We start from the raw sequence: 26,136 nt of genomic DNA on the forward strand, positions 1-26,136 counted from the left end.
CCACTCCGAAGGCGGGCAACTCGGCGAGCTAGCGGGCGTCGTAGTGCGCGAGGGCGTCGGCGTCGGTGGCGTGGGTCATGGCCCGGCGGGCGGCGTCGAGCGCGGTCACCGGGTCGGCCTCGGCCTCGGCGAGGGCGAGCTGGCGTTCGGCCTCGGCCAGACGGGTGCGGGCGCCGGCGCCGACGCGGGCGCGGTTGGCGGTGATGAAGTCGCGGGTGATGCCGATTTGACTGCGAGCGGCCAGCCGGGCGCCCACGTAGGCCTCGCGGGCGTTGTCGCGGCGCAGCTGCCGGTTGCGGGCCTCGGAGCGGGTGACGTCGAGGCCGTCGAGGGCCTCGCGCAGCCGGGCGAGGTCGGCGGACGGGTCGCTCACCCGGCCGGGACGGCGCAGCTCAGCCACGACCGCATCCGCGGCGGCGATCACCCGGTTGAGGTCGGCGCTGGCGTCGGTCTCCTCGTGCCGGTCGCGCAGGGCGCGCGCCTCGGCGAGTTCGGTCTCGGCCACGGCGAGGGCCGTGCCCAGGCTGGCGAAACCCACGTGCAGCTCGTCCTCACCGGTTTCAATGGCGTCCAGCAGCGCCGAGGCGGTGAACAGGGCGTGCTCGGCGGCGCTGACCTGCTCGCCGACCGGTGCCGTGGCCCCGGCCGCCAGGCGCGCGTCGGCGGCATCCGCGGCCCTGAGGCCCACATCAATGGCGGTACGGGCGCGCTCGACGTTGCCGCTGATCGAGGCGAGCGCCGACGCGGAGTAGCTGGTGGCGAGCCGGTTGAGGGTGGCGGCGCCGCCGGCCAGCCGGTCGTTCGCGCGGTCGAGGCGGCGTCGCAGCCGCTCGAGTTGCAGCGGAGCGTTCTGCTCGACGACCCGTTTGGTATCAAAATCGCGCGTCTGCGCGTCGAGGCGGGCGGTGGCCTCGTCGGCGAGACGGGTGATCTTCTCGGTCCACTGGCGGACCTGCGCGTCGGTGTCCGGGTCGCTGTCGTCGAGCTGGTGTTTCAGCGCGAAGGCCTCGCGCAGCTGGCGCCTGGACACGGTGAGGGCGTCGGCGAAGTCGGCTGTGGCTCGTTCACCGAACTGGGCGATCGCGAAACCGAGCTCATCGGTGGCGGCCTCGATGAGGTCATCCGCCCGCACCAGGCTGATCGCCGCGGCGCGCTCTCGTTCGGCGATCTCGGCGTTCTCGGCCGCACGGATGCCGCGGGCCTTGCGCCGGGACGCCGACACGAACAGCCAGATGACGCCCACGACCACGCCGAGGACGATGACGGACGGGAGCCACCACAAAGCATCAGTCATGCGGCCATCCTATTGAGCGAAGCTGGTGGAATGGCTGGTGGCAGGCCGGTCCCGGGCGCGTTTCGGACGGCGCCCGGAGGGAGCGGGACCACCCCGAGACCACCCCGAGCTGCTCACTGCACCTCCTGCACCTCCTGCGGCCCAGCGCGCCCGCTATAGCGGGCGCGGCCAGCCATACGAGGTGCAACGAAGCCTCACGGGCGCGAGGCACGGGCGGGCGGCGAGGCCGCGCGGCTAGCGGCGGCGGTCGTCGGCGCTGGGCCGGCGCATCTGCGCCCGGATCAGCTCGAAGTCGTGCCGGCTGATCTCCAGCAGCCCTCGGCGCAACTGCCGGCCCCAGTCGGGGTCGTCGCGGGTGAGGTCGAGCACCTTCAGCAGCGGCCGGATCGACGCGGGCTCGGCGGCCGGGTCGTACTGCACCCGTCGCCGCCAGGGCCGGTACTCGCTGCCGGAGTCACCCACCTGCACCACCACGTTGTCGCTGACATAGCCGATCGCCGTGAACTGCCGCAGTCGCTCCCCCTCGAATTCGGTCTTGGGCGAGTAGTAGACCAGCCCATCGGATTCGTTCATGCTTTCGAGGATCTCGCGGGCGGCGAAGTTCATCTGGGCCAGGCCCATGGCGACGCTCCGCAGCACATACTCCTGCTGCACCACCCCGAGCCAGTACCGAATCGCCACGTACCAGTTGTACTGCATCGCTCTGACAGCACAGACTGAGAGCATGCGCGTACTGCTGAAAGAGATCCTCGACTGCACCCCGGATGCCGCCTGGCGGGCCCTGGCGAGCCCCACGGTGTTCCGCGAGGTCAGCGGCCCGCTGATGAGCATCGCCTCCCTCGAAACGGAAGGCTTCCCCACCCGCTGGACGCCGGGAGAGCACCCGGTGACCATGAGCGGTCTGGGCCTGGTGCCGCTGGGCGAGCAGATGATCCGGCTGGAGATGCGCACCACCCCGGACGGCGTGCGCATCGTGCACGACACCGGCAACGGCGTCTCCGGCGCGATGAAGACGCTCACGCACTGGGACCACCGCATGGCCATCTCCCCCGACCCGGCCGGCACCGGCAAGACCCTCTACCGCGACCAGCTGATCTTCTCCGCCGGTCCGGCCACTCTGGCGGTGTGGCCCGGCCTCTGGGCGTTCTGGCAGCTGCGGATGCGTCGACTCAAGGCCCTGGCGCCCACCTGGCAGTACGACCTGGGCGCCGACGATCCCGCATTCGTGGCCGCGGGCGCGGCCGAGGGCCCTGACGGGAACGACGGGTTAGCCTGACGGTATGAGCACAAGCATCGGAGCCCTGCAGATCGCCGACTGGCGCCGCCGCGTGTTCGGGCTTTACGGCGGGGTGCGGCAGCTGAGCGCTCGCAAGCCGGCCGCCGGCCACGAACTCTGGCGCTCCGGGCGCGATGAACTCTTCGCCGGGCATCCGGCGTCGCCGCTGCTGCCGGACGACAGGGCCGCATTCACCGGGCTCACCGTCGCAGCTTACGACCCGGACTGGCGCTTCGAGGTGGAGGTGCACCGGGCAGCGGAGCCGCTGCGCATCACGGTGGAGACCGGCACCGACGGTGTCGTGCCGTTCGACCTGGTCGGCTCCGTGCGGCTGCCCTACATCGGCTCCCTCGACCTCTGGCGGCTCGCCAGCTACGGCGGCGGCCTGTTCCTGCCGCTCAAGGACGCCCTCGCGGGTAAGTCCGGCGGCACCTACGGCGGCGGCCGCTACCTGCTGGACACCATCAAGGGCGCCGACCTCGGCCCGGGCACCGGCGACGACAGCCTGATCCTGGACTTCAACTTCGCGTACAACCCGTCCTGCGCGTACGACCCGATGTGGGCCTGCCCGTTGCCGCAGGCCGGCAACATCGTCACCGCCGAGGTGCCGGTCGGCGAACTGTACCTGCCCAGAGACTAGAGTCGAAAGTCCCGGCCAGCCCCTGATACGGCGGGATTCTGGCTGCGCGCTTGACAGCATCCGCTAGAGTAGGGGTACTTGTGAGTGCGTAGTTGCGCTCACTGCGTCGTAGAACGCCCTCTTCTTATCGACGGCCGCCTCGCCCGAGTATGACTCGTTGCTGGCGGCCCTCTCGATTTCCGAATGAAACTTTCTTACGGCGAACGGATGTGCCCATCGGCACCTTCGCCATGTGAATCCTCCTGGCTCCGGCCGTCGCTCTGTGCGTCACCGGTTCGAGCGAGGAGACTGATGCCCCGAAAGGCACCACTTTGTCTGAAACTTCCTTTGGCGCGCTTGGCGTGCCCGCTCCCCTCGTTGCCGTGCTCACCTCGCAGGGCATCGACAGCCCGTTCCCGATCCAGGTCGACACCCTGCCCGACACCCTCAAGGGCCGCGACGTCCTCGGCCGCGGTAAGACCGGCTCCGGCAAGACCCTGGCCTTCTCCATCCCGATGGTGTCCCGCCTCGGCGGCAAGCTCGCCGGCGGCAAGCGCCGCCCGGGCCGCCCGCTCGGCCTGATCCTCGCGCCGACCCGTGAGCTGGCCACCCAGATCACCGCGGCGCTCACCCCCCTCGCCGAGGCCTACGGCCTGAACACCACCACCATCTTCGGCGGCGTCTCGCAGAACCGTCAGGTCGCCGCGCTCAAGGCCGGCGTCGACATCGTCGTGGCCTGCCCCGGCCGCCTCGAGGACCTCATGAAGCAGGGCTTCGTGAACCTCGACTCCGTTGAGATCACCGTGCTCGACGAGGCCGACCACATGGCCGACCTGGGCTTCCTGCCCGTCGTCACGCGCATCCTGGACAAGACCCCGTCCAGCGGCCAGCGCCTGCTGTTCTCGGCCACGCTCGACAACGGCGTGGACAAGATCGTGCGCCGGTTCCTGCACAACGAGGTTCTGCACTCCGTCGACGAGGCCACCAGCCACGTCTCCGCGATGACCCACCACGTGTTCGAGGTCGATGGCGCCGACAGCAAGAAGGAGCTCATCGAGAAGCTCGCTTCGGGCAGCGGTCGCCGCATCCTCTTCATGCGCACCAAGCACCACGCCAAGAAGCTGGCCAAGGCGCTGACGGATGCGGGCATCCCCTCCGTCGACCTGCACGGCAACCTGTCGCAGGTGGCCCGTGACCGCAACCTCGCCGCGTTCAGCGCCGGCGACGTGAAGGTTCTCGTCGCCACCGACGTGGCCGCCCGAGGCGTGCACGTTGACGACATCGAACTCGTCATCCACGTCGACCCGCCCGCAGAGCACAAGGCGTACCTGCACCGCTCGGGCCGTACCGCCCGCGCCGGCAGCGCCGGTGACGTCGTCACCATCGTGCTGCCCGCGCAGAAGCGCGACACCGACCAGCTGCTGCGCAAGGCCGCCATCACGGTGACCCCGCAGCGCGTGAACGCGTCGTCGCCCGCCGTTGTCGCCCTCACCGGTGACGTGGCCGCGTACGTCAAGCCGGTGCCGCGTGTCGAGCAGCCGCACGGCCAGTCGCAGGGCGGCCGCTCGCAGGGCGCCAACGCCCAGCGCAAGCGCGTCAACCGTGACGAGCGCGACAACGGCGGCCGCGGTTCACGCGACGCCGGTGGCCGTGGCGGCCGCAGCGGCGATGCCGTCGCCGCCGGTGGCGCCCGTCGCGACCGCACCGAGCGTCCGGCCTCCTCCGGCCGCAGCCACGCTCCCCGCACGGGTGGTTCAGGTTCGGGCACCGGCGGCTCCGGCCGCTCCGGTGGCCTTCAGGTCGGCGGACTGGTGCGCGGCTCCGGTTCCACCGGCGGCGGCGCCCGTCGCTCGGCTCCGCGCCGCGCGCAGGGCTAGGCAGCCCGTACTGCTTGTACGACCCGAACGGGCCGGCTCCTCACGGGGCCGGCCCGTTCGTCGTTCCCCGGCCCTGGCTGCATAACTCCTGCAGACCTCTGCCCGGCCGGGGTTCCGCCGCGTGATTCTGGGGTGCCACCGGCGCATCCCTTGAAAGTGCGGGAGTAGTGCTCGGGCCGGGCCGGCGAGGGGCAGGGCGGGGCCGGCGGCTGGATGGTTCGGCGGGGTCGGTGGCCGGGGTTAGGGTCGAAGTATGAACACCACCGTTGTTGTTCGGCCCGTCACCGAGACGGATGCCGACAGCCTGGGCCGCGTCCACGCGGCTTGCTGGCACGAATCCTATGACCACATCCTCAGCCAGGCTGCACTGTCGCAGCTGCACCCGGAACGCCTTGCCCAAATGTGGCGCCGTTTCTCGGTGCAGGGCCCCGGCTACCGCCACGTCGTGGCTGAACTCGACGGCGAGATCGTCGGTTTCGCCGGCAGCGGCCCCGGCCGCGACGCCGGCAAGCCCACCGAGCACGAGCTTTACTTCGTCTACCTGCTGCAGGCCCACCAGGGCACCGGCATCGGCCAGGCCCTCTTCGACGCCGTCGTCGATCCCGGCCCCACCTACCTCTGGGTCGCCGCGGACAACCCCCGCGCGCACCGCTTCTACGCCCGTAACGGCTACCTGCCCGACGGCCAGGAGCGCACCGAAGAGGTGCTGGGCGAACCATTCCGCGAGGTGCGCCTCGAGCGTTAGCAGCCGGCCACCCAGGCCCTGAGCCGAGCCCGATCCCGCCCAGCGGGGTCGGGCTTTCGCGCGCCCACCAGCCACGCCCGGCACCGTAAAATCAGGGGATGCCTACGATTCCTGTGATCCTCGACGTCGACACCGGCGTCGATGATGCCCTCGCCATCCTCTTCGCCGTCGCCCACCCCGACATAGAGGTGCTCGGCATCAGCTGTGTCGCCGGCAACGCCTCACTCGAGCGGGTCGTGGAGAACACCCTGCGGATCCTCGATGTCGCCGGAGCTCCCGACATCCCGGTCGCGGCCGGCGCCCGCCGTCCGTTGATCTCGCCGGCCCGCAGCGCGTCGCACGTGCACGGCGAGGGCGGTCTGGGCACCGTGCACCTGCCGCCGGGCGAGCGCACGCCGGCGCCGGTCAACGCCGTCGAGCTGATACGCCGGCTCATCACCGACAGCCCCCGCCCGGTGACCGTGGTGGCCCTGGCCCCGCAGACCAACCTCGCGCTGCTGCTGCGCCAGTACCCCGACCTGGCCGAGAACATCGAACGGATCGTGTTCATGGGCGGCTCGGCCAGCGTGGGCAACGCCACTGCCGTGGCCGAGTTCAACGTGTGGCACGACCCCGAGGCGGCGGCGATCGTACTCGACGCGGGCATCCCCACCTTCATGTACGGGCTGGACGTCTTCAACCAGGTGAGCGTTGACCGCGACCTGGCCATCGCGCTGGAGAGCGGCGACTCCGGCTACGGGCGGGTGGTCGGAGCGCTGCTGGCGAACCGGGTCGCCCGCAGCGAGAACAGCGCGGCCGAGTACACCGGGCTGATCGGTGACGCCGGGGCGCTTTGCGCGCTCGTCGACCCGGATGCGCTGACCACCCGACTGTTGCCCGTGCGGGTGGAGCTCACCGGGTACGGTCGCGGCCAGACCATCGTGGACCAGCGTCGCCGGGTGGGCGAAGACATCCTGCACGGCACCGCGGGCACCTGGGAGGTCGTGGAGGTCGCCCTGGACGTGGACGCCCCACGCTTTGCCCGCCTGTTCCTGGACACCCTGGGCCTCTCCCCCCTCGCGAACTGAGAGAAAAGCCCAAAAACTCGCCCGCGAAGGTGCTTAGGTCACAGTTCGCGGATGCGGGGGTCAGCGCAGGGCGCCGACCGAGGCCAGGGCCATGCGCAGGAGGCCGCCGCGGCCGCCTTCCATCTCGGCCGAGACGGCGTCGGTGGCCGCCTCCTCCGGGGTCATCCAGGTGAGCTCGAGGGCATCCTGGCGGGGGTCGCAGGTGCCGGTGACGGGCACGACGTAGGCCAGCGACACGGCGTGCTGGCGGTCATCCGTGAACGCGGTGATGCCGGGCATCGGGAAGTACTCGGCAACCGAGTACGGCACCGGGCTCGGCGGCAGCTGCGGGAACGCCATCGGGCCGAGGTCCTTCTCGAGGTGCCGGAACAGGGCGTCGCGCAGGGTCTCGCCGTAGAGCACCCGGCCGGAGACCAGGGTGCGGGTCATTTTGCCCTCGGGGGTGGCGCGCAGCAGCACACCGACCTCGACGACCTGGCCCAGACCGTCGACGCGCACGGGCACGGCCTCGACGTACAGCAGCGGCAGCCGCTGGCGGATCTCGGCGAGCTCGACATCGCTCAGCCAACCCGGGTTCGAGTTGGGCGGCGGTGCGTCATCCCCGCCAGGCGTCCAGTCCGGATCGGGGTCAGGGGTGCGCACGCTCATAGTTCATTCTCACTCACGAGAGCCGCGGATGCACCACCGGGGTCCGCGAGTCCGCCCGCCCCGACCCCGCGAGCTGTGAGAAAAGGCACTTTCGTGGGCCTTAGGTCTTAGTTCGCGAGACCCCGCGGGTCTCGGGCGGGCGTGGAAGGATTGAGGGAGTCGGCGCTGTACCTGCGTCGACACCGACGTGAGGAACCGACACATGGCCACCAGCATCCGCCCCGAGCCGATCGATCCGGCCGCCGTGCTGTGGTCGGCCGCCGCACCCGACCGGGTGGGGCGCCCGCTGCTGCTGGTGCTGCACGGCTATGGGTCGACCGAGGGCGATCTGTTCGCGCTGGCCCCGCACCTGCCGCTGCAGCCGACGATCGCGGCGCTGCGGGCGCCACTGCCGGCCGGTCAGGGTTGGTCGTGGTTTCCCATCGGGGTGCCCGGCGATCCCGTCGGTGACGCTCTCGACGCGGCAGCGCTCGGCATCATCGAGTGGCTCGACGCCCTCCCCGAGCAGCCCACGTCCATCGGCCTGCTCGGCTTCTCGCAGGGCGGCGCCATGACGCTGCAGCTGATGCGGCACGCGCCGGAACGGTTCGCGTTCGCGGTGCAGTTGTCCGGGTTCATCGGCAGCGGCACGCATCCGGGCGACGCACGGCTCAAAGAGCTCGCGCCGCCGGTGTTCTGGGGCCGCGGCACTCTGGACCCGGTGATCCCCGAGGGCGCTGTCGCCCGCACCCAAGCCTGGCTGCCGGCGCACTCCACACTCACCGAGGGCATCTACGAGGGAATGGGCCATTCCATCTCGCAGGCCGAACTCGGCGAGATCGTCGCGTTCCTGCGCGAGCAGTACGCGGCTCCGGCGGTGCCGACCGCCTGACCGGCGCACCCCGGCACGGATGCCCCGACGTGCCCCCGAACGGACGAATTGCCCCGTCCCAATGGAGCAACTCGTCCGGGGCGGGGCAACTCGGTGAAACCAGAGAGCTAGGAGTTCTTGCGGGCGGCCTTCTCGTTCTGTGCGGCGAAACGCTCGGCGTGCGCCTTCTTGCGGGCCTTCTCAGCATCGCGGTCCTTCACGCGGATCTGCTCCTCGCGCACCTCGAACTGGGTGGCGCGCTCTGTGACGAGCCAGGCCGGCGGCTGCTGCAGCAGTGCCTGGATCTCGGCGCTGGTCAGCGGCTCGGTGACCTCACCGCGCACCAGGCCTGAGATCGACACGCCGAGCTTGGCGGCGACGACCTGCTTGGGGTGCGGGCCGTTGGCGCGCAGCTGGGTGAGCCACTCCGGCGGGTTCGCCTCGAGGGCGGCCAGCTCGGTGCGGGACACCGGCGTGGACTGGAACTCCTCGGGTGCTGCTTCGAGCAGAATCCCGAGCTTCTGGGCAGCCGTGGCCGGCTTCATGGTCTGGGGCTTCTTCTCGCTCATGGTTCCAGCGTATAGCCTGAGAGCACTATGGTTTCGGTGTCCTGCGCCCGGACACCACCAAAACGGCCCGCCGCCGGCACGTCGCACGCGCCCGCGGAGCCACCACCCACACTGATTTTGCACACGAGAGGATGCCGGTGACCTTTTCCATTGCCTTCGTCGCCGGGGTCACCCCCACCAAATGGACCCGCATCTGGGCCGAGCGGCGCCCGGAGGTCGAGCTCTCGGTCTTCCGCACCAGCATCGCCGATCAGGAGCTCGTTCTGCGCGACGGCCGCGCCGACGTGAGCCTGGTGCGCCTGCCCATCGATGACGACGGCCTGAGCCTGATCAACCTGTACAACGAGATCCCCGTGCTGGTGATGGCGAAGGATCACTTCCTGGCCGACGCCGACAGCGTGGTCGTGGCCGACCTGGTCGACGAGCACTTGCTGCAGGATCCCGACGACGTCCCCGAGTGGCGCGACGCGGCCGTTGAGGTGCGCGACGGCAGCCGCCGCCCGCTGCCGCCGATGCGCGACATGGACGAGACCATGGAACTGGTCGCCGCCGGCGTGGGCATCGTCATCCTGCCGCACTCGGTGGCCCGCCTGCACAGCCGCAAGGATGTCGTCTCCAAGCCGGTGGAGGACACCGCCGAGAGCCGCATCGCACTGGCCTGGCGCACGGTTGACACCACGCCCGACGTGGAGGAGTTCATCGGCATCGTGCGCGGCCGCACCCCGGACAGCTCACGCACCAACGCGGTCGCGGCCGGCGACGAGCCCGTGAAGAAGGAAAAGAAGACCGCCAAGGCCAAGGCCGCCGCCAAAGCAGTGCGCGCCGCGGCTGCGGCGGCCAAACCGGCCACCGCGCGCAAGACGCAGAGCGCCGGCCGCACCCGCAACTCCCCCAGCCCGCAGGCCGGCAAGCGCCGCGGCGGTCGCTGACCCGCCTCCCGCACGTCCCCGCGGGGAACACCACCCCCGAGATGCCCCGCTGCGGACGAGTTGCCCCGGCGCACCGGGGCAACTCGTCCGCAGGTGGGCAACTCGCGGAAGTGGGTCGCGCAATTACGCGAGCGACACCGGCTGCCGCACCACCGTGCGCAGCTTCTCCGGCGCGACGCGGCGCGGGTCGCCCAGGTAGACCTCGTGGTGCCGGCCGCGCTCGCGGAGGCCCGCCTGCGGGAGAACCTCGCCGTGCAGCCGGGCCAGCGCCGGCGCCTCGTCGTCGTAGGAGCCCACGTGCAGCAGCTGCGCGCAGAGTCCCTCGTCGAGCCGCTCTATGCGCACCCGGTCGAGGGCGGGCAGCGTCTTCTTCTTGCCGCGGGCCGCCGTGATGGCCTCCTCGATCGCCCCGTCGCTCACCCAGTCCGGTTGGCTGATCAGCATGGTCCAGCTCCACGCGGCCTTGTCGCGGGCACTGAACACGGATGCGTCGTCGGCGTACCAGAGCCCCTCCAGCGGGCCCACCACCAGGTCGCGGCCGCCACCGCGCTTGCTGGTGAACTTCACCGTGTACGACACCGCGTAGAGCGCCTCGACGGCCTCGACGTAGGCCGGCGCCGTGTTCGGATTCCCCGACCCGTCCACGGCGAGGAAGCTTTGCGGCGGCACCACCAGCATCTCCCAGTCCCGGTTCTTCGGGGCGTACACTGCGCGCAGTTCTCGCTTCACGTCGTACGGCGCGGTCGCGACCTCGGTCACCAAAATCAGGCTTCCATCACTGCGATGACGTTGCCGGCCGGGTCGGCGAACCAGCCGCCGGTTGGCATCCCGCCGCCGCGTACGATTCCCCGCTCGTCCTGCTCGAAGCCGTCGTAGCGCAGCATTTCCACACCACGTTCCACCAGGGCATCCACCGACAGCTCGATGTCGGCCACTGCGAGGTTGAGGATGGTGAACACCGCGGGTTCGTGGTCCTCTTTGGGGTAGACGATCACCATCGCGCCGCCCGGCAGGGTGATTTCCAGCAGGCCCATCGGGTTGTCCACGACGTCGAGTCCGAGCACATCCCGGTAGAAGCCGCGGGCTGCCTCCAGGTCCGGCACGGCGAACCCGCTGAAGCCACGCAGGTAGGTCAGTTCTGATGTTGTCATGATCAGCTCCCTCTGGTTGAGTTTCCGAACCCGGTCAGCGGGAGCTGATCGAGGCGAACTTACGGATGCACAATGGCACAAACACCACGAGCAGCACAACAACCCCGATGAGCACGGTCAGCACTGGATTCTGCAGCGTCCAGACATCCGGCACCGGAGCACTGCCCTCGTTGCCGAACAGTTCGCGGGCGGCCTGCACGAGCGCTGACACCGGGTTGAGTTCCGCGAAGACCCGCAACGGGTCGGGCAGGGTCTCGATCGGCACGAACGCGTTGGAGATGAAGGTGATCGGGAACAGGATGATGAACGAGGCGTTGTTGATCACCTCGGGTGAGCGCACGCTCATGCCCAGCAGCGCCATGACCCAGCTGAACGCATAGCTGAACAGCAGCAATAGCCCGAGTCCGGCGAAGAACTCGCCCATCGACGAGTTCACCCGCCAGCCGACCAGGAAGCCGGTTGCCATCATGATGATCATCGAGATGGTGTTGAGCACCAGGTCACCGTTGGTGCGGCCGACCAGCACCGCCGACGAGCTCATCGGCAGGCTGCGGAACCTGTCGATGATGCCGTCCTTGAGGTCCTGGGCCATGGCCGACCCGGAGAAGGTGGAGCCGAACACCACCGTCTGGGCGAAAATGCCGGCCATCAGGAACTGCACGTAGTCGGTGCCCTGCACCGCGATGGCGCCGGCGTACACCTGGCTGAACAGCAGCACGAACATGATCGGCTGGATGACGGCGAACACCAGCATGTCCGGGGTGCGCTTGATCTTGATGAGGTTGCGCTTGGTGGTCGTCCAGCCGTCCGAATACCACAGCGACAGCGGGTTCCAGGTGGGCGGCGCCGGGGCGGGCCGGGTGGCGGTGGCGGTCATTTCACCTTCTCCATCTTGTCGTCTTCGTTTTCGCCGGCCGCCATGTCGGCCTTGTGCCCGGTGAGTTTGAGGAACACGTCATCGAGAGTGGGCCGGCGCATGCCGGCGTCGTGCAGTTGGATGCCGGCGGTACGCAGGTCGGCGAGCACCTGTTGCAGCGCCGGCGGGCCGTCGGTCACGGCCACGTCGAGGCCGCGTCTGTCGCTGGAAACCTGCGGTTCACCCGCTCCGTACCGGGCAAGCACCTCGCGGGCGGCGGGGGCGTCGGCCGCGTCGACCAGGGCGATCACCACCCGGTGGCCGCCGATCTGCGCCTTGAGCTCGTCGGAGGTGCCCTCGGCGATGACCTTGCCATAGTCGATGACCGCGATACTGTCGGCCAGCTGGTCGGCCTCCTCGAGGTACTGGGTGGTGAGCAGCACCGTGGTGCCGTTGTCGACGAGCTTGTTGATCACGCCCCACAGCGCAATCCGGCTGCGCGGGTCGAGCCCGGTGGTCGGTTCGTCGAGGAAGAGGATCTTGGGGTTGAACACCAGGGCGCCGGCCAGGTCGATGCGTCGCCGCATGCCGCCGGAGAAGCCCTTCACCGGCCGGTTACCGGCCGCGGTGAGCTCGAACAGGTCGATCAGCTCCTGCGCCCGCCGACGAGAGGCCGCGCCGCCGAGGTGGTAGAGCCGGCCCACCATTTCGAGGTTCTCGAAGCCGGTGAGGTTCTCGTCGACGGCCGCGTACTGGCCGGAAACCCCGATGATGCTGCGCACCGCCTTCGGGTCCTCGAGCACGTTGATGCCGTCCACGACAGCGGTGCCGGTGTCGGGCCGGATGAGGGTGGTCAGGATTTTGACCACCGTGGTCTTGCCGGCACCGTTGGGCCCGAGGATCGCCTTGACGGTGCCGCGCGGCACGGTCAGGTCGAGTCCGGCGAGCGCGTGCACCGGTCCGGACTTGGATTTGTAGGTCTTGGTAAGCCCGAAGGCTTCGATGATTGTCATGCCATACCCCTGCCGTCGGATGGCTACACTGATATGTGTACGTTGTGCACATGTGAGCTTTTATCGTAACGAAACGGATGCGCGTTGACAACGGGTCTCGGCAATTCTCCGGCGCGAACTTCGTACCGGCATGGCGACCTGCGCCGCGCCCTCATCGAGGCCGGCGTCGACCTGGCCGGCGAGGGCGGGCCGTCCGCTGTGGTGCTGCGGGAGGCCACCCGGCGGGTCGGGGTCACCCCCAGCGCGGCGTACCGGCATTTCGCTGACCGGCAAGCGCTGTTGGATGCCGTGTGCTCGAGCTGCCAGGCGCTGGTGGCGGGGGCCATCGAGGCCGATCAGGCGCGCATCCCCGCGACGGACGCGACAGAGTCGGCCCGGCTGCGCTTTCGCGCCGTGGGCACCGGGTACCTGCGTTTCGCCCTCGAGGAGCCCGGCCGATTCCAGACCGCGTTCTCGGCGTCGTCGGACCTGGAGAGCGCCACCAGCTCCGCGCGCGCCGGCGAGCGCGGCCTCACCCCGTTCCAGCTGCTCACCGTCGCGCTCGATGATCTGGTGACCGAGGGTCTACTGCCGGCCGAGCGCCGGCCGGCAGCGGAGTTCCTGGCCTGGTCTGCCGTGCACGGGCTGGCGGAACTGTTCATCGACGGGCCGCTGCGGGCCCTGCCGGACCCTGTGAAGCAGACCCTGATCACCCGGGTGATCGACATGGTGGAGCAGGGGCTGTAGCCGCCTCAGCCGACCGCTGCCTCTGAGCCCAACTCCACGCTCCCGTCGGGTCGCCAGGTGAGGTAGGTATTCAGCGGGCCCGTCAGGGAGCCGTCGACCGGCGACGAGAAGATTCCCTCCGCCCGCCAGTACAGCCGCAACCCCGTCGCCGGGAACTCCTGCTCCAGGGTGCACGTCGACAAATAGTCCAGGGTCTGGGGCACCACGATCAGGCAGACCATGTTCGAGGTCGTGCGGGCGACGTAATAGACCAGCTGCGGCACGGATCCCGCCTCGACCGAGCCCATCGAACCCAGTTGCCGCAGGGTCGGCGGGTCAAACACCTCGGGGAGCGGGATCGCGGGCAGGTCCTCCGGCGTCTGCTCCCGCTGGAAGGCCGACAGCGCGAGGGGTGGTGAAGTGCTGGCAGCGGTGGTCGAGGGCGCGGGCGCGCCGCCCGGCACGGTGCCGGCGGAAAACTGTCCGCCGACGATCACGCCCACCAGCACCGCGGCGGTGAGTCCGCCGATGAGCAACAACCGCCGTCGCCCCGCGGCGGGACGAGGCGCATCCGCCGCCGGCCAGTCATCCGCTTCGCCGACCGCGTCGGGTTCGGCGGTGTCTCCGGGGCCACCCAGGTTGTCGGCTCCGGCGAGCGCCGCGCCGACACCCGTCTGCGCAGCGATCACGGCCGCATCGATGGCGCCGGTCTCCCGAATGATCTCGGCCTCGAGCCTGCGCAGGTCCTCGTGCACCCGATGATCGCCCGCGGCGTCGGCGTCCGCCGCGAACACCCGGTGTTGCAGAGCACGCACTCGGGCCAGCGGCGCGAGCAAGCCGCCCGGCGACGTGTCGAGCGGATGCGATGCCCACCACAGCGCGTCGAGAACGTCCCAACTCCCGGCGTGGTGAGAGCGCACCGCCTCGAGGAATTCGGGGTCGTTCAGCGCCAGGTCGTACAGGTCGTCGTGGTGCTGTGCCACTGGGTCCCCCTCATCGCTGGGCACAGCCTGACACACGGGCCGGCGGTGCGCTCACCCCGGTGGGGGGCTACGGGCCGGTGGGCGAGCGGAGCGTCATTTCCGAGGTGACCTCACCCGTGCGGCCCCAGATCACGGTGACATCACCGATCATGTCGCCCATCTCGTCCTCCACGTAGAAGTCCGGCGGCAACTGCGCGAGGTAGTCAGCGCTCTCCCAGGACAGGCGCAACCCGATCGACGGATATTCCGACTCGAGAGCGCAGGTCGACAGGTAGCCGCTGCCCTCCGGAATCGCAACGAGGCAGATCAGGCTGCCGCTCGCCCGCACCGCGTAGAACGGTGACCGCCCCACCAGGTTCGGGCCCTCTGCCCACCCCGCCGAGCCCAGATATCTGAAGGAGTCCGGCTCGAAGGTGGCGGACATCGCCCGCGCGGGGATGTCCTCCGGACGCTGCGCCTGCGCGAACAGCGCCGCCGGGTTGCCGGGTGTCTCGGCGGTGGCGCTCGCGGACGGCGCCGGCGACGAGGCCGCCTCGGTGAGCCGGCTGCCCAACACCGCGCCGATCACGGCTGCCGCGACCAGGGCCACGGCCACGATCGCGGAGGGCAGCAACCGTCGGCGCGCGGTGCGCCCGGTCGGGACCTCGGCGGGTGTCGCCGGTGCGGGTGAGTCGCCGGTGGCCTCGGTCGGGTCGAGGTGCGGCGGGCCGTCGGCTGTCGGGGCGGTCGGCTCCGGGTCGGCCATGCGGCGCCTGAGGTCAGCGTGGGCGGCGGTGATCGCGTCCGTCGCGGCCGAGCGTTCGGCCACGATCTCGGCCTCGAGCTCCCGCACGACCTGGGCCACAGCGTGGTCGCCGGCAGCGTCGCCATCCGCCGCGAAGACCCGGCGTTGCAGCTCCCGCAGCCGGTGGATGGGCGACGGGCTCCCGCTCGGGGCGGGGTCTTCAGGGTGCCACTCCCACCAGAGCGCATCGAGCAGGTTCCACCGACCGGTATGGGCCGCGGTCGCCGCCGCCAGGAAGCGCTGATCAGCCAGCGCCTGGTCATACGGGTCGTCGTAGACGTTCTCAACCAATGAAACCCCCATCATTGTTGCACCCAGCCTGTCACACCCCGCGGCCGGCTTCAGGGGACCAGCGCCCGGCCGGTGCCCCGCGTCTCGATCGTCGAGTCCCGCATCCAAGTCACCGTAATGTCCATCACCATCGCTGTCCGGCCGTTCTCTTCCACCGGAAGAACGTCGCTGCTCTGCCAGGACAGGCGGAGGCCGCCCCGGGGAAAGTCCGCCTCGAGGGTACAGGTGGTGAGATAGCCGGCGCCCTCGGGCATCGCCACGAGGCAGATCGTGTTCGACGCACCGCGCGCGGCGTAGTAGGGCGAATCCGTCACGCCGTTGGCATCGACGTCCCGCCACCCCGACGAGCCGAGATATCTGAACGAGGCGGGGTCGTAGGCCCCCGGCAGCGGCACCCGCGGGATGTCTTGGCCGGTCTGGACCCGGGCGAAGACCTGGGCCGCCAGCACCGGCACGGTCGGGGTGCGGGTGCTGGTTGCGGTGGGGGTGGGTTCCGGGGCGCCGGACCGACTGGCGCTGGTCACCTGGCTGCCCACGAGGGCTCCGAGCAGCAACGCTCCGACCAGGCCGGCGCCCAGCAGCAGGCGGCGGCGCGGAGGCACCCACCGGGTCGTGCTGCCGACGATACTGCTGCCGACGACGACGTGAGGAGCGAACGGCGTCCCGGTGGCCGGCAACTCGGTGGCCGGCTGCTCGGTGCCGGACGACTCGGTGCCCGGCCGCTCGATGGCCGGCGACTCGGTGTCCGGCGGCTCGCGACCCGCGTGCGCTGCAGCGAGCGCCGCGCCGATGTTCGCCCGTTCTTCCCCGATCTCCGCTTCCAGCTCACGCACGGCATCGGCCACGGCACCGTCGCCGGCCGCGTCGCCATCCGCCGCGAACAACCGGCGTTGCAGGCTGCTCAGCCGGGCGACGGGTGAGGGGCTGCCGCTCGGGGCCGCCTCGGCGGGATGCCTGCACCACCAGAGCGCGTCGAGCACCGGCCAGTGGCCCCGGTGGGCCGCGGTCACGGCGCGCAGAAAGTCCGGATCGGTCAGGGCGCGCTCGTACGGGTCATCGTCACGCCGCGCCTGTGCCACGAGACTCCCGTCATTGATGCGCACATCCTGCCACCATCCGGCCGATCCGGCCCCGGGCATCCGCCGGCCTTGCCCGGTCAGCGCGAGAAGGACACGGTGCTGTTTCCGCTGAAACGCCCGGTGCCCTACGCGCTGGTCGAGCGGCTCGCCCGCGCCCTCATCGCCGCGCGGGCGACGTAGAACCGTCGGCGCGGCCCCGCCGCCATTGGCCGGGTCCCCGGCCGGTGGCAGGATGCCCGCATGATGGCGACCGGCATCCGTACCAACCCGTGGGGCGGGCAGCGCCAGACACGCTGGCAACAGGCGGTTGACTGGCCGCTCACGATCGCAGCCATCCTCTTCCTGGTCGCCTATTCGATCACGGTGATCGGCGATGTGGATGTCGCCACCGCCGACCTCCTGCGGCTGCTGATCCTGGTCAGCTGGGCGCTGTTCCCGGTGAGCTACCTCGTGGAGATCGCCCTCGCCGACCACCCCTGGCAGTGGGTGCTGCACCATCCGGTCAACCTGCTCTTCGTGTTGCTGCCGCTGCTGCGGCCACTGCGGCTGCTGCGGGTCGTCGCGCACAGCAACGTCTTTCAGCAGTCTGCGGGCACGGCCTTTCGCGCCAGGGTGCTGGTCTACCTCGCCGGCGCCGCGACCCTGGTCACCTACATCGCCGCCCTCGCCGTACTCGAGGCCGAACGGGCGACCCCGGACGCCAACATCACCTCGTTCGGTGACTCCTTCTGGTGGGCCGCCGTGACCATCACCACCGTCGGCTACGGCGATTTCACTCCGGTCACCCTGCGCGGGCGCACCATCGCCACCGCGCTGATGCTCGGCGGCGTGGCCGTGCTGGGTGTCCTCACGGCCACCCTCTCGTCCTGGATCGTGCAGCGGGTGTCCGAGCTCGAGGACCGCCACAAGTAGCCGAAAACCGGCCGCGGACACGAATAGGGCCAGCGAGGCGGGAATGATACACTCTCCGAATACCCTTAACGAACCGCTGTGCCATTTTCAGTCGCGTGTTGTATCCAGTGAGTTGCCCTGGGTGCGTCGAATCGGCTGTGGCAGCACCGCGGCGGAGCACGGCCGGCGCCCCGCGCCGCCGTCCGGGTGATACGTCAACCACGCTCAACGAATTATGAGGCTGCATCAGATGATTTTCGAAGTCGGCGAGACCGTCGTCTATCCCCACCACGGCGCGGCAACCATCACCGCGGTCGAGACCCGCACGATCAAGGGTGTCGAGAAGCGTTACATCACGCTCACCGTCCACCAGAGTGATCTGGCCATCAACCTGCCCATCGACAACGCCGAGCTCGTCGGCGTGCGCGACGTCATCGACGCCGCCGGTGTCGAGGCCGTCTTCGACGTGCTCCGCAGCGATGTCGAAGAAGAGCCCAGCAACTGGTCGCGTCGCTACAAGGCCAACACCGAGAAGATGGGCAGCGGCAGCGTCTATCGCGTCAGCGAGGTCGTTCGCGACCTGTGGCGCCGCGACCGCATCTCCGGCGTTTCCGCCGGCGAGAAGCGGATGCTCATCAAGGCTCGCCAGGTTCTCGTCTCCGAGCTCGCGCTCGCGCAGAAGTCCACCGAAGAAGAGGCATTCGTCACCCTTGACGACGTGCTGAACGCCAGCGTCGCCGAAGTCGCCTAGTTCACCACCTCTGTAGTTCATCACCTTGACGCGTCGCCGGATGCGCAGCCTGTCTGCTGCCGCCCGGCGGCGCGTTTGTGTTGTCGGGGTGCTGGTGGGCCTGGCGCTGTCCGGCTGCGCGTCCGGCCCGTCGCCCGCATCCGGCCCGGTGCCGCCGCCGGTGGGCGGTGGCCTCGACTATCAGCTCGGCGGCGCCTACGACCCACCAGCCGGAGTGGACATCGTCGTGCGTGACAGCACCGATGAGCCCGCGGCCGGCCTCTACTCGGTGTGTTACCTGAACGGTTTCCAGACCCAGCCGGCAGAGTCCCAGCGGATACTCGAGGATTCGCCCGAGCTGATCCTTACAGCCGGCGGCGGGCCGGTGCGCGACGAGAATTGGCCGGACGAGCTTCTGTTCGACACCGGCAGCGCCGGGAAGCGCACCGCACTCGCCGCGCTGCTGCTCCCCCTACTGACGAACTGTGCGACGTCCGGCTTCGACGCCGTGGAGATCGACAACCTCGACTCGTACACCCGGTCGGCCGGTCTGCTCACCGCCGAGGACAATGTCGCGTTCGCGCGCATCCTGGTCGCCGCCGCGCACGACGAGGGCCTGGCGATCGGCCAGAAGAACGCCGCCGACCTGGCGGAGCCCCTCGCCGAGCTGTTCGACTTCGCCGTCGCCGAGGAATGCGACCGATGGCAGGAGTGCGGGCTCTACCGGGCGGCCTACGGCGATCGGGTGTTGGCCATCGAATACACCGACGACCTGCGCGTTGACTTCGCCGCAGTCTGCGCGGTGCCTGACCGGCCGCGGTCGATGATCCTGCGCGACCGCGATCTCGTCGTGACCGGTGCACCGGGGTACGTATACGAACGCTGCTGAGGCGGCTCCGCCGACCGGGTTCGGTGGGGCGACCAAACCATCCGGCCGACGGCGGCGAATCAGTGTCGTGAGGCAACGGGCCTTGCGGTTCACACTTCAGGAGCTCCCCCATGCGATTCATTCCCACCAAGGTCCACGCGGTCCTCGACTACGTCGTTGCGATCGCCCTGATCCTCGCCCCCACCATCTTCATGTTCGAAGAGGTCGGCGGCGCCGCGGTCATCGTCCCCCGCGTCCTCGGCGTCGGCCTGATCCTCTACAGCCTGTTCACCCGCTACGAGCTGGGCCTGATCAAGGTCATCGGCATGCCGATCCACCTCGTCTTCGACGTGCTGGCATCGATCGTCCTGATCGCGTCGCCGTTCCTGTTCGGCTTCGCTGACGAGGCGCCGAACGCCTGGCTGCCGCACATCGTAGTCGGCGTCGCCGTGATCCTCGTCGTGCTGTGCTCGAAGAGCCAGCCCGGCGTCAGCGTCTCCGGCACCAGGGCGCACGCCAACAGCGTCGCCTGACCCGCACGGCCCTCGACTGCGGCAGGCGCCCCCGGCACTGGGAGCGCCTGCCGCTTTTTCGCGCCCGGACATGCCGAGTTGCCGCAAGATGCCCCTCCGACCGTCCCTAGCGGGATCTTGCGGCACGTGCGTGTATCACCCGCGCTCGACTTGCCGGAAACTGCCCCCTCGGGCGCGCGCATGGGGCGTTTTGCGGCAAGTCGGCGCCGCGCTACTGTCCGTACCGCGACGGGCTAGCGCGGCGGATTAGCGCGCCGGACGCAGCATCCGCCACAGCAGCGCTCGCTCGGTTACGCCCCAGAGCGCGCTCACCGTGAGGTAGATCGCCGCGGCCAGCGGCACGAAGGCCGCGAAGACCACGCTGATCAGCGGCAGCCAGCTGAGCACACCGGTCATGGTCGCCTGGGCGGCGGGCGAGAGCGCACCCGGGGCGGCCGGCGACGCCGCGCCAGGGGCGGGCGCGGCGGCGGATACGGCTCCCTGGGCCAGCATCAGCCGTCGGCTGAGCAGCTGGGCCACCAGCAGCACGCCGAGCAGCACGCCGCCGACCAGAAGCACCGTGGGGGTGGGCCCGGCACCCCAGCCGGTGAGGATGCTGGTGCCCAGCGGACTGCCGAACAGGCCAGCTGCGAGAAGGGCGTTGTCGTGCCCGTTGATGGTGCCCAACACAAACAGGCCGTAGACGATCGAGAGGATCGGCGCCTGCACCAGCAGGGGCAGGCACCCGGCCAGCGGCGAGGCGTTCTCGGCGGCGTAGAGGGCGGCCGTCTCGCGTTGCAGACGCTCCGGGTTGGTACCGTGCAGCCGCCGCAGCTCGGTCAGCCGCGGGGCGAGGCGTTGGCGCAGCTGCTGCGCGCGGGCTTGGGATACCCCCACCGGGATGAGCAGCAGGCGCAGGGCGAGGGTGAGCACGATGACGGCGAGGGCCGCCGCGTTCGCGGTGGCGAACGGGGTGAGGAACAGGGTGAGGTTGTGCAGAACGGCGTAGGCCGCGTCGAGCACGGCCGCGATGGGGCCGAAGGCATAGATGTCCATGGAAAACTCCCGGTCGGAATACGGAAAAAGAGGAACCGTATGGTCGCGACAGGGCGGCGGGGCACCCGGCGGGTGCGGCGCGAGAGAGCTCCCTAGGCGACCGGGAGGGCGCGGCCCGGGGCGCGCGGCTGAGGCTTGCCTGGCGCATCCGGAACGCTTTGGCCGACCTGGGAGGCCAGCTCGGGGTAGGGCCGGGCGACGGGGGTGGGGGCGCCGGTGAGCACCATGACCAGCATCGCGAGCACCTGCTGGGCCGCGCCGGTGACGGCCACGGCCGAGGCGGCCAGGGTGAACAGCGCCGCGAGGGCGAGCAGCTCGCCGAAGCCGCGGCCGCCGAGGGAGAGCGCACCGAGGCCGAACCCGGAGCCCAGGCTCAGGCCGAGCAGCACCGACAAGCGGGCAGTCGGCGACGCCGGCGGCATCAACGTGCGTGCGCGCATCCGGGGCCCCTTTCTTGCGGTCGACCCGGCCAGCCTAGCCGGATGCAGCGCGGCTGCGCTCAGCGCGGCCGGACTCAGAGCGCCCGCATCGAATTGTTGCGCTTCTCGTGGGTGAGCTCGGCCAGGCCCAGGTGCTCGAGCAGCGGGGGCAGGTACATGCCGAAGCGACCGCGGTAGCCCTTGCGCAGGCCGTACCAGCCGCCGACCGGATTGTCCGGGGACCGGCCCCACGCTTCGACGCTGCCCTCCGGTGCGGTCTTCTGTTCGTCGCTGGCGCCGAGCGGCACCCAGTCGCCCTGCTCGACCAGCCAGGCGTGCAGGTCGTCGATGGCCCTGGCCTGATACTTCAGGGTCGTGGCGCCCACCTGGCAGACAAGTTCGTCGCCCTCGCGGTACATCGAGTACGTCGAGGTGCCGGGCGCTGTCGTGAGCTGCCAGGGCTCGGCAGGCGTTCCGTCGGTCATCAGGGTCTCCATTCGTCAGCGAATGCGGGGAACCCACCGGCTCCCGTCGGCCCCAGCCTAGGCCGGGCGCCGCGAAACGCCACGGCGCCGTCACGCCACCGAGTACGCTGAGCGCACGTGAATCAGGGAGGACCCGCGCATGGCGAAGAAGGATGCATCCGCCACACCCCGCATGGACAAGAAGCTCTACGAGGGCGAGCTGCGTCGGCTGCAGTCCGACCTCGTGACCATGCAGGAGTGGGTCCGCGAGTCCGGCGCCCGGATCGTGGTGATCTTCGAGGGTCGTGATGCCGCCGGCAAGGGGTCGGCCATCAAGCGGGTCACCGAGTACCTCAATCCGCGCATTGCGCGCATCGTGGCGCTGCCCGTGCCCACCGACCGCCAGCGCGGCCAGTGGTATTTCCAGCGCTACATCGAGCACCTGCCCACCGCGGGCGAGATCGTACTGATGGACCGGTCCTGGTACAACCGTGCGGGCGTCGAGAAGGTGATGGGCTACTGCACGCCAGACGAATACCGCCGGTTCCTGCACCAAGCTCCCCTGTTCGAACGGATGCTCGTCGAAGACGGCATCATCCTGCTCAAGTACTGGTTCTCGGTGTCCGACCGGGAGCAGGAACTGCGCTTCCGGTCACGGCTGAACGACCCGATGCGGCGCTGGAAGCTCTCGGACACCGATGTGCTCTCGATCACCAAGTGGGTGGACTATTCGAAGGCCAAGGACGAGATGTTCGTGCACACCGACATCGCCGAGGCACCCTGGTGGGTGGTCGAAAGCGAAGACAAGCGCGCCGCCCGCCTGAACATGATCAGCCATTTCCTGTCGATGGTGCCCTACGAGCAGATGGAGCCGCCGCCCGTGCACATCCCGCACCGGCCGCCGTCGTCGGACTACGAGCGGCCACCGCGCGAGCTCACGCGCCCGGTGCCCGATCACGCGGCGCGCATCACCGAGCTGGCCGCGGAGGCCAAGGCCAAGAAAAAGAAGAAAAGCTGACCCGGGGTCAGCCGATGGTGCGGGGTCGGGCGGGTTCGCGCAAGCGTGCCTTGGCCCCGTGCTCGATCAGCACCGGGACGTAGTCGCGGATCGGCTTGCCGTCGAGCAGGTGGCGTTCCTCGGTGACGACGCCTTCGATGACCGACCGCGGCCGATCGGGAAACTTCTCGGCCAGCCTGTCGATGACTTGGGAGACGGCCTGGTCTTCGTGCTGCTGACGTTCTTGAGTGTCCACGGGATCAGTTTGCGCCGACGCCCGCACCCGGGTCAACTTCGGAGATACTGAACGCCCCACCCTGCACGGACGTGCGCGCCCGCGTCGCGACGATGGTCAGGCCGCGCGGGGCCCGTCGAGCAGGGCCTCGGCGGCGGCGCGGGCCGATCTGGCGGCATCCGGGGTGCCACAGATGGCCGCGGTGGTCTGAGCGCCCTCGGCCAGCAACACCAGCATGGGTGCCAGCTCGGCCGGGGCGCCGGCCGCCGCGACCAGCTTCCCGACGTAGCCCTGGAAACCGACCTTCTGGGCCCGGGCGGCCTCGGCCACGGCCGGCACCGTCGCACCGAGTTCACCGAAGGCGTTCACGAATCCGCAGCCCCGGTAGTCGTCGCTGACGAAGCACTCGAGCAGATAGTCGTAAATCGACAGCACCCGCTCGCGCGGGGTCGTCGCGGTCGCGGCAGCGCGTTCCAGGCCGGCGGACCACTGCTCGTGCCTGCTGTGCAGCACGGCGAGCACGATCGCCTCCTTCGACGGGAAGAGGGCATAGAGCTTCTTCAGTGACAGCCCGGTCTCGGCGCGCAGTTCGTCCATCGATACGGCCTGGATGCCCCGGCTGTAGTACAACCGGTCGGCGGCGGCGGTCGCGACTTCACGCGGGCTACTTACAGTGTTCACACAAACCTCACTTGCATTGAGAACGTTCGTTCTCTAGGCTAGCAAACAGATCGGAGAACGCACGTTCTCTGGCAGACGAAGGGGACCATGACATGTCGTTCATCACGGTTGGCACAGAGAACAGCACCAACATCGACCTCTACTACGAAGATCACGGAACCGGCCAGCCGGTGGTGCTGATCCACGGCTTCCCGCTCGACGGGCACTCCTGGGAGAAGCAGTCTGCGGCCCTCCTCGACGCGGGCTACCGCGTGATCACCTACGACCGCCGCGGCTTCGGCCAGTCCAGCCAGCCCACGGTCGGGTTCGACTACGACACCTTCGCCGCCGACCTTAACGTCGTGCTCGAGACCCTCGACCTGCGGGACGTCGTCCTGGTCGGCTTCTCGATGGGCACCGGAGAGGTCGGTCGGTACCTGGGCAGCTACGGGTCCGACCGGGTGGCGAAGGCCGTCTTCCTCGCCTCCCTCGAGCCGTTCCTGCTCAAGACCGACGAGAACCCGGGCGGCGCCGCGCCGCTGGAGTTCTTCGAGGGCATCGTCGACGCCGTCAAGGCCGACCGCTACGCCTACTTCACCGAGTTCTACACGAACTTCTACAACACGGCCGAGAACCTCGGCAGCCGGCTGAGCGTCGAGGCCCTGCAGAACAGCTGGAATGTGGCCGCCGGCTCCGGATCGTTCGCGGCGGCCGCGGCCCCGCTGACCTGGATCACCGACTTCCGCGCCGACGTGGCGAAGATCACGGTTCCCTCTCTGATCGTGCACGGCACGAGCGACAACATCCTGCCGATCGACTCCACCGGCCGACTCTTCGCGAAGGCCCTGCCGGCGGCCGAGTACGTCGAGATCGACGGCGCCCCGCACGGGATGCTGTGGACCCACGCGGCCGAGATCAACGAGGTTCTGCTGGCCTTCCTGGCCAAGTAGGCGGCACCCCTCGACCACCGCAACTGTTGCCCGTGCGGACAACTGTGCCCGGCGTACCGGGCGCACCTGTCCGCATGGGCAACGGTTGGGCCTAGGAGCATGCCTCAGGGGCGCTGGGCGGGCGGCGCCTCGGCCAGGAGGGTGCGGGCCGCGAGGCCGATGATGGCGCTGTAGGTGGGGTAGGCGAACCGCACGTGGGCGAGGGTCGCCACATCCACGCCGGCGGCGATGGCCGTGGTCACCGACTGCACCACCTCGATGGCGTTCTCGCCCACGGCGTGTGCACCGAGGATCAGCTCCCGGCGCCGGTCGGAGATCAGCATCAGGAACCCGCGTTCCCTGTCGTCGATCACCGCTCGGTCCAGGCTCGCATACGGCACCGTGGCCACCACGCAGAGCGGGTCACGGGCACGTGCCTGCTCCTCGGTGAGCCCCACCCCGGCATAGTCGGGATCGGTGAACCCGCCCGCGGGCAGCAGGTGGTGCGGGGTGCGACGGTTGGTGCCCAGCACCGCGTTCTCGGCCGCGGCCTCACCCTCGAACTGGGCGGCCTGCACGAGCATGTCGCGGCCGTTCGCGTCGCCGACGGCGAAGATGTGCGACACCTCGCTGCGGAAGTACTGGTCGACGGGAATCGCGGACCGCTCCGTGGCCACGTCCGCGTTCGCGAGGCCCAGGTCGTCGACATCCGCCGGCCAGCCGGTCGCCATGATCACGGCATCGAACTGCCCTGACACCGGTTCACCGGCCGCACTCCAGGTCAGGAGGATCGAGCCATCCGGCTGCTTCACCAGCGACTCGACAGTCTCGATGCCGGTCTCGACCCGAGTGCCCTGCTCGCGGAACGCCGTGGTCACCCCGGCGGAGACGGCGGCGTCGGAGGCCATCAGGATCCGCGGTGCCACGTCGAGCAGCGTCACCCTCGAGCCGAACGAACTGAAAATGGTCACCAGCTGGGCGCCGGTGTTGCCGCCGCCGATCACCGCGAGGCGTTCGGGCAGGGCGGGCAGGGTGAGTACGTGTTCGGGCACCGTCGCCAGGTCGGCGCCGGGGATCGGCAGCCGGCGTGAGTGACCGCCCACGCAGATCAGGATGTTGTCGGCGCTGATGCGGCGGCCGCTGTCGAGCTCCACGGTGTGCGGGTCGACGAACCGGGCCCGTCCCTCGAGGACGAGGTCGATGCCGGCGGCGCTGAACCGCTCGGCCTCGCGTTTGATCGACCGTACTCTGTCGACGGATTCGGTGACCCTGGCGGCCGTGGTGCGCCAGTCGAATCGCTGGATGACGGCCTCGATGCCGTAGGTCTCGGCGGTGCGCACCTCGCGCATCAGCCTGGCCGCCTTCGCGAGCGCCCGGGTGGGCACGCAGCCGGTGTTCACACAGGTGCCCCCGGTGCGATCGGCCTCGACGACCACGACCCCGGCCCCCAGCTCGGCCGCGCGGAGGGCAGCGGCCGTGCCGGCGGGGCCGGCGCCGATCACCAGCACGTCGTAGTGCGAGCGGGGTGCGGTGGCCGCGGCGGAGCCGGCCGGGGAGGAGACAGTGGGATCAGCGGGCATGGGAACCTCCTGGCAACAGAACGGAGCACCGACTCTGCCAGCGGGTCCTGAGAAAAGCC

General features: G+C 69.9%; 31 protein-coding genes. 14 read left to right on the plus strand and 17 right to left on the minus strand.

The features are described from left to right. Positions 1-28 precede the first annotated feature (28 nt). Positions 29-1,294, minus strand: coding sequence for a hypothetical protein (locus B7495_RS14695; RefSeq protein ID WP_088457236.1), 1,266 nt, complete (start codon positions 1,292-1,294; stop codon positions 29-31). Positions 1,295-1,528: 234 nt separating this feature from the next. Then, positions 1,529-1,993, minus strand: coding sequence for an EVE domain-containing protein (locus B7495_RS14700; protein ID WP_088458116.1), 465 nt, complete (start codon positions 1,991-1,993; stop codon positions 1,529-1,531). A 25-nt stretch (positions 1,994-2,018) separates the two neighbouring features. Between B7495_RS14700 and B7495_RS14705 the strand changes: the two genes are divergently transcribed. From B7495_RS14705 to B7495_RS14725, 5 genes are all read left to right on the plus strand, one after another. Next, entirely contained in the window at positions 2,019-2,570 is a 552-nt protein-coding gene (locus tag B7495_RS14705; protein WP_088457237.1) for a hypothetical protein, read from the plus strand. A 4-nt stretch (positions 2,571-2,574) separates the two neighbouring features. Further along, positions 2,575-3,210 (plus strand): DUF1684 domain-containing protein, encoded by a 636-nt coding sequence (locus B7495_RS14710; protein ID WP_088457238.1) that lies wholly within the window; start codon positions 2,575-2,577, stop codon positions 3,208-3,210. 311 nt (positions 3,211-3,521) lie between these two features. Further along, positions 3,522-5,066: a DEAD/DEAH box helicase gene (locus B7495_RS14715; protein ID WP_088457239.1), complete on the plus strand. Its 1,545-nt coding sequence runs from the start codon at positions 3,522-3,524 to the stop codon at positions 5,064-5,066. Positions 5,067-5,319: 253 nt separating this feature from the next. Further along, complete coding sequence (locus tag B7495_RS14720; protein WP_088457240.1) at positions 5,320-5,811, plus strand: GNAT family N-acetyltransferase; 492 nt, start codon at positions 5,320-5,322, stop codon at positions 5,809-5,811. Between the two features lie 98 nt (positions 5,812-5,909). Next, a complete protein-coding gene (locus tag B7495_RS14725; protein ID WP_088457241.1) occupies positions 5,910-6,878 on the plus strand; it encodes a nucleoside hydrolase in 969 nt (322 codons plus the stop codon). Positions 6,879-6,938: 60 nt separating this feature from the next. On the opposite strand, the gene B7495_RS14730 is transcribed toward B7495_RS14725, so the two are convergent. Further along, on the minus strand, positions 6,939-7,526 hold the full coding sequence (locus B7495_RS14730) for an NUDIX hydrolase family protein (protein ID WP_088457242.1): 588 nt from the start codon (positions 7,524-7,526) through the stop codon (positions 6,939-6,941). 202 nt (positions 7,527-7,728) lie between these two features. Between B7495_RS14730 and B7495_RS14735 the strand changes: the two genes are divergently transcribed. Next, a complete protein-coding gene (locus B7495_RS14735) occupies positions 7,729-8,397 on the plus strand; it encodes an alpha/beta hydrolase (RefSeq protein ID WP_088457243.1) in 669 nt (222 codons plus the stop codon). A gap of 107 nt (positions 8,398-8,504) precedes the next feature. Here B7495_RS14735 and B7495_RS14740 read toward each other — a convergent pair whose 3' ends face one another. Continuing rightward, entirely contained in the window at positions 8,505-8,945 is a 441-nt protein-coding gene (locus B7495_RS14740; protein ID WP_088457244.1) for a DUF5997 family protein, read from the minus strand. A 131-nt stretch (positions 8,946-9,076) separates the two neighbouring features. Here B7495_RS14740 and B7495_RS14745 point away from each other — a divergent pair, with 131 nt between their 5' ends. Next, complete coding sequence (locus tag B7495_RS14745; protein ID WP_088457245.1) at positions 9,077-9,874, plus strand: LysR family substrate-binding domain-containing protein; 798 nt, start codon at positions 9,077-9,079, stop codon at positions 9,872-9,874. 123 nt (positions 9,875-9,997) lie between these two features. On the opposite strand, the gene B7495_RS14750 is transcribed toward B7495_RS14745, so the two are convergent. Genes B7495_RS14750 through B7495_RS14765 form a run of 4 tightly spaced genes read right to left on the minus strand, consistent with a single transcriptional unit; the run spans position 9,998 to position 12,894 of the window. Continuing rightward, complete coding sequence (locus B7495_RS14750; RefSeq protein WP_240632266.1) at positions 9,998-10,633, minus strand: GyrI-like domain-containing protein; 636 nt, start codon at positions 10,631-10,633, stop codon at positions 9,998-10,000. A 5-nt stretch (positions 10,634-10,638) separates the two neighbouring features. Beyond that, the gene (locus B7495_RS14755; RefSeq protein ID WP_088457246.1) at positions 10,639-11,025 is read right to left on the minus strand and encodes a VOC family protein; all 387 of its coding nucleotides are present in this window, start codon (positions 11,023-11,025) and stop codon (positions 10,639-10,641) included. 34 nt (positions 11,026-11,059) lie between these two features. Further along, entirely contained in the window at positions 11,060-11,902 is an 843-nt protein-coding gene (locus tag B7495_RS14760; RefSeq protein ID WP_088457247.1) for an ABC transporter permease, read from the minus strand. Next, positions 11,899-12,894, minus strand: a complete 996-nt coding sequence (locus tag B7495_RS14765; protein WP_088457248.1) for an ATP-binding cassette domain-containing protein — start codon at positions 12,892-12,894, stop codon at positions 11,899-11,901. The genes B7495_RS14760 and B7495_RS14765 overlap by 4 nt, the downstream gene beginning before the upstream one ends. An 84-nt stretch (positions 12,895-12,978) precedes the next feature. On the opposite strand from B7495_RS14765, the gene B7495_RS14770 reads away from it, so the two are divergent. Then, positions 12,979-13,620, plus strand: a complete 642-nt coding sequence (locus tag B7495_RS14770; protein ID WP_088457249.1) for a TetR/AcrR family transcriptional regulator — start codon at positions 12,979-12,981, stop codon at positions 13,618-13,620. 5 nt (positions 13,621-13,625) lie between these two features. Here B7495_RS14770 and B7495_RS14775 read toward each other — a convergent pair whose 3' ends face one another. The 3 genes from B7495_RS14775 to B7495_RS14785 all read right to left on the minus strand — a co-directional run bounded on the left by B7495_RS14775 (position 13,626) and on the right by B7495_RS14785 (position 16,796). After that, positions 13,626-14,582, minus strand: coding sequence for a hypothetical protein (locus B7495_RS14775; RefSeq protein ID WP_088457250.1), 957 nt, complete (start codon positions 14,580-14,582; stop codon positions 13,626-13,628). Between the two features lie 67 nt (positions 14,583-14,649). Continuing rightward, entirely contained in the window at positions 14,650-15,657 is a 1,008-nt protein-coding gene (locus B7495_RS14780) for a hypothetical protein (RefSeq protein ID WP_088457251.1), read from the minus strand. Positions 15,658-15,707: 50 nt separating this feature from the next. Then, on the minus strand, positions 15,708-16,796 hold the full coding sequence (locus tag B7495_RS14785) for a hypothetical protein (protein WP_151199590.1): 1,089 nt from the start codon (positions 16,794-16,796) through the stop codon (positions 15,708-15,710). A gap of 180 nt (positions 16,797-16,976) precedes the next feature. Between B7495_RS14785 and B7495_RS14790 the strand changes: the two genes are divergently transcribed. From B7495_RS14790 to B7495_RS14805, 4 genes are all read left to right on the plus strand, one after another. After that, entirely contained in the window at positions 16,977-17,648 is a 672-nt protein-coding gene (locus tag B7495_RS14790; protein ID WP_088457253.1) for a potassium channel family protein, read from the plus strand. A 229-nt stretch (positions 17,649-17,877) separates the two neighbouring features. Beyond that, the gene (locus B7495_RS14795) at positions 17,878-18,378 is read left to right on the plus strand and encodes a CarD family transcriptional regulator (RefSeq protein ID WP_066597804.1); all 501 of its coding nucleotides are present in this window, start codon (positions 17,878-17,880) and stop codon (positions 18,376-18,378) included. 40 nt (positions 18,379-18,418) lie between these two features. Continuing rightward, positions 18,419-19,246, plus strand: a complete 828-nt coding sequence (locus B7495_RS14800) for an endo alpha-1,4 polygalactosaminidase (RefSeq protein ID WP_088457254.1) — start codon at positions 18,419-18,421, stop codon at positions 19,244-19,246. Positions 19,247-19,356: 110 nt separating this feature from the next. Continuing rightward, entirely contained in the window at positions 19,357-19,758 is a 402-nt protein-coding gene (locus B7495_RS14805) for an SPW repeat protein (protein ID WP_088457255.1), read from the plus strand. A 246-nt stretch (positions 19,759-20,004) separates the two neighbouring features. Here B7495_RS14805 and B7495_RS14810 read toward each other — a convergent pair whose 3' ends face one another. The 3 genes from B7495_RS14810 to B7495_RS14820 all read right to left on the minus strand — a co-directional run bounded on the left by B7495_RS14810 (position 20,005) and on the right by B7495_RS14820 (position 21,697). Continuing rightward, positions 20,005-20,793: a membrane protein insertase YidC gene (locus B7495_RS14810; RefSeq protein ID WP_088457256.1), complete on the minus strand. Its 789-nt coding sequence runs from the start codon at positions 20,791-20,793 to the stop codon at positions 20,005-20,007. Between the two features lie 92 nt (positions 20,794-20,885). Further along, entirely contained in the window at positions 20,886-21,233 is a 348-nt protein-coding gene (locus B7495_RS14815) for a DUF6412 domain-containing protein (RefSeq protein WP_103478879.1), read from the minus strand. A 74-nt stretch (positions 21,234-21,307) separates the two neighbouring features. Continuing rightward, the gene (locus B7495_RS14820; protein ID WP_088457258.1) at positions 21,308-21,697 is read right to left on the minus strand and encodes a DUF6855 family protein; all 390 of its coding nucleotides are present in this window, start codon (positions 21,695-21,697) and stop codon (positions 21,308-21,310) included. Between the two features lie 139 nt (positions 21,698-21,836). Here B7495_RS14820 and ppk2 point away from each other — a divergent pair, with 139 nt between their 5' ends. Then, the gene (ppk2, locus tag B7495_RS14825; protein ID WP_240632267.1) at positions 21,837-22,694 is read left to right on the plus strand and encodes a polyphosphate kinase 2; all 858 of its coding nucleotides are present in this window, start codon (positions 21,837-21,839) and stop codon (positions 22,692-22,694) included. Between the two features lie 7 nt (positions 22,695-22,701). On the opposite strand, the gene B7495_RS14830 is transcribed toward ppk2, so the two are convergent. Together B7495_RS14830 and B7495_RS14835 are read right to left on the minus strand one after the other, a co-directional pair. Then, positions 22,702-22,929 carry a three-helix bundle dimerization domain-containing protein gene (locus B7495_RS14830; RefSeq protein WP_088457260.1) on the minus strand — a complete coding sequence of 76 codons (228 nt, stop codon included), beginning with the start codon at positions 22,927-22,929 and terminating at the stop codon, positions 22,702-22,704. A 96-nt stretch (positions 22,930-23,025) separates the two neighbouring features. Next, positions 23,026-23,589: a TetR/AcrR family transcriptional regulator gene (locus B7495_RS14835; protein WP_088457261.1), complete on the minus strand. Its 564-nt coding sequence runs from the start codon at positions 23,587-23,589 to the stop codon at positions 23,026-23,028. 92 nt (positions 23,590-23,681) lie between these two features. On the opposite strand from B7495_RS14835, the gene B7495_RS14840 reads away from it, so the two are divergent. Then, positions 23,682-24,518 carry an alpha/beta fold hydrolase gene (locus B7495_RS14840; protein WP_088457262.1) on the plus strand — a complete coding sequence of 279 codons (837 nt, stop codon included), beginning with the start codon at positions 23,682-23,684 and terminating at the stop codon, positions 24,516-24,518. A gap of 104 nt (positions 24,519-24,622) precedes the next feature. Here B7495_RS14840 and B7495_RS14845 read toward each other — a convergent pair whose 3' ends face one another. Then, positions 24,623-26,077 (minus strand): NAD(P)/FAD-dependent oxidoreductase, encoded by a 1,455-nt coding sequence (locus tag B7495_RS14845; protein ID WP_088457263.1) that lies wholly within the window; start codon positions 26,075-26,077, stop codon positions 24,623-24,625. Positions 26,078-26,136: the final 59 nt, after the last annotated feature.

The sequence above is a fragment of the Cryobacterium sp. LW097 genome (assembly GCF_002205495.2).
In the GTDB taxonomy this organism is placed as follows: Bacteria; Actinomycetota; Actinomycetes; order Actinomycetales; family Microbacteriaceae; genus Cryobacterium; species Cryobacterium zongtaii.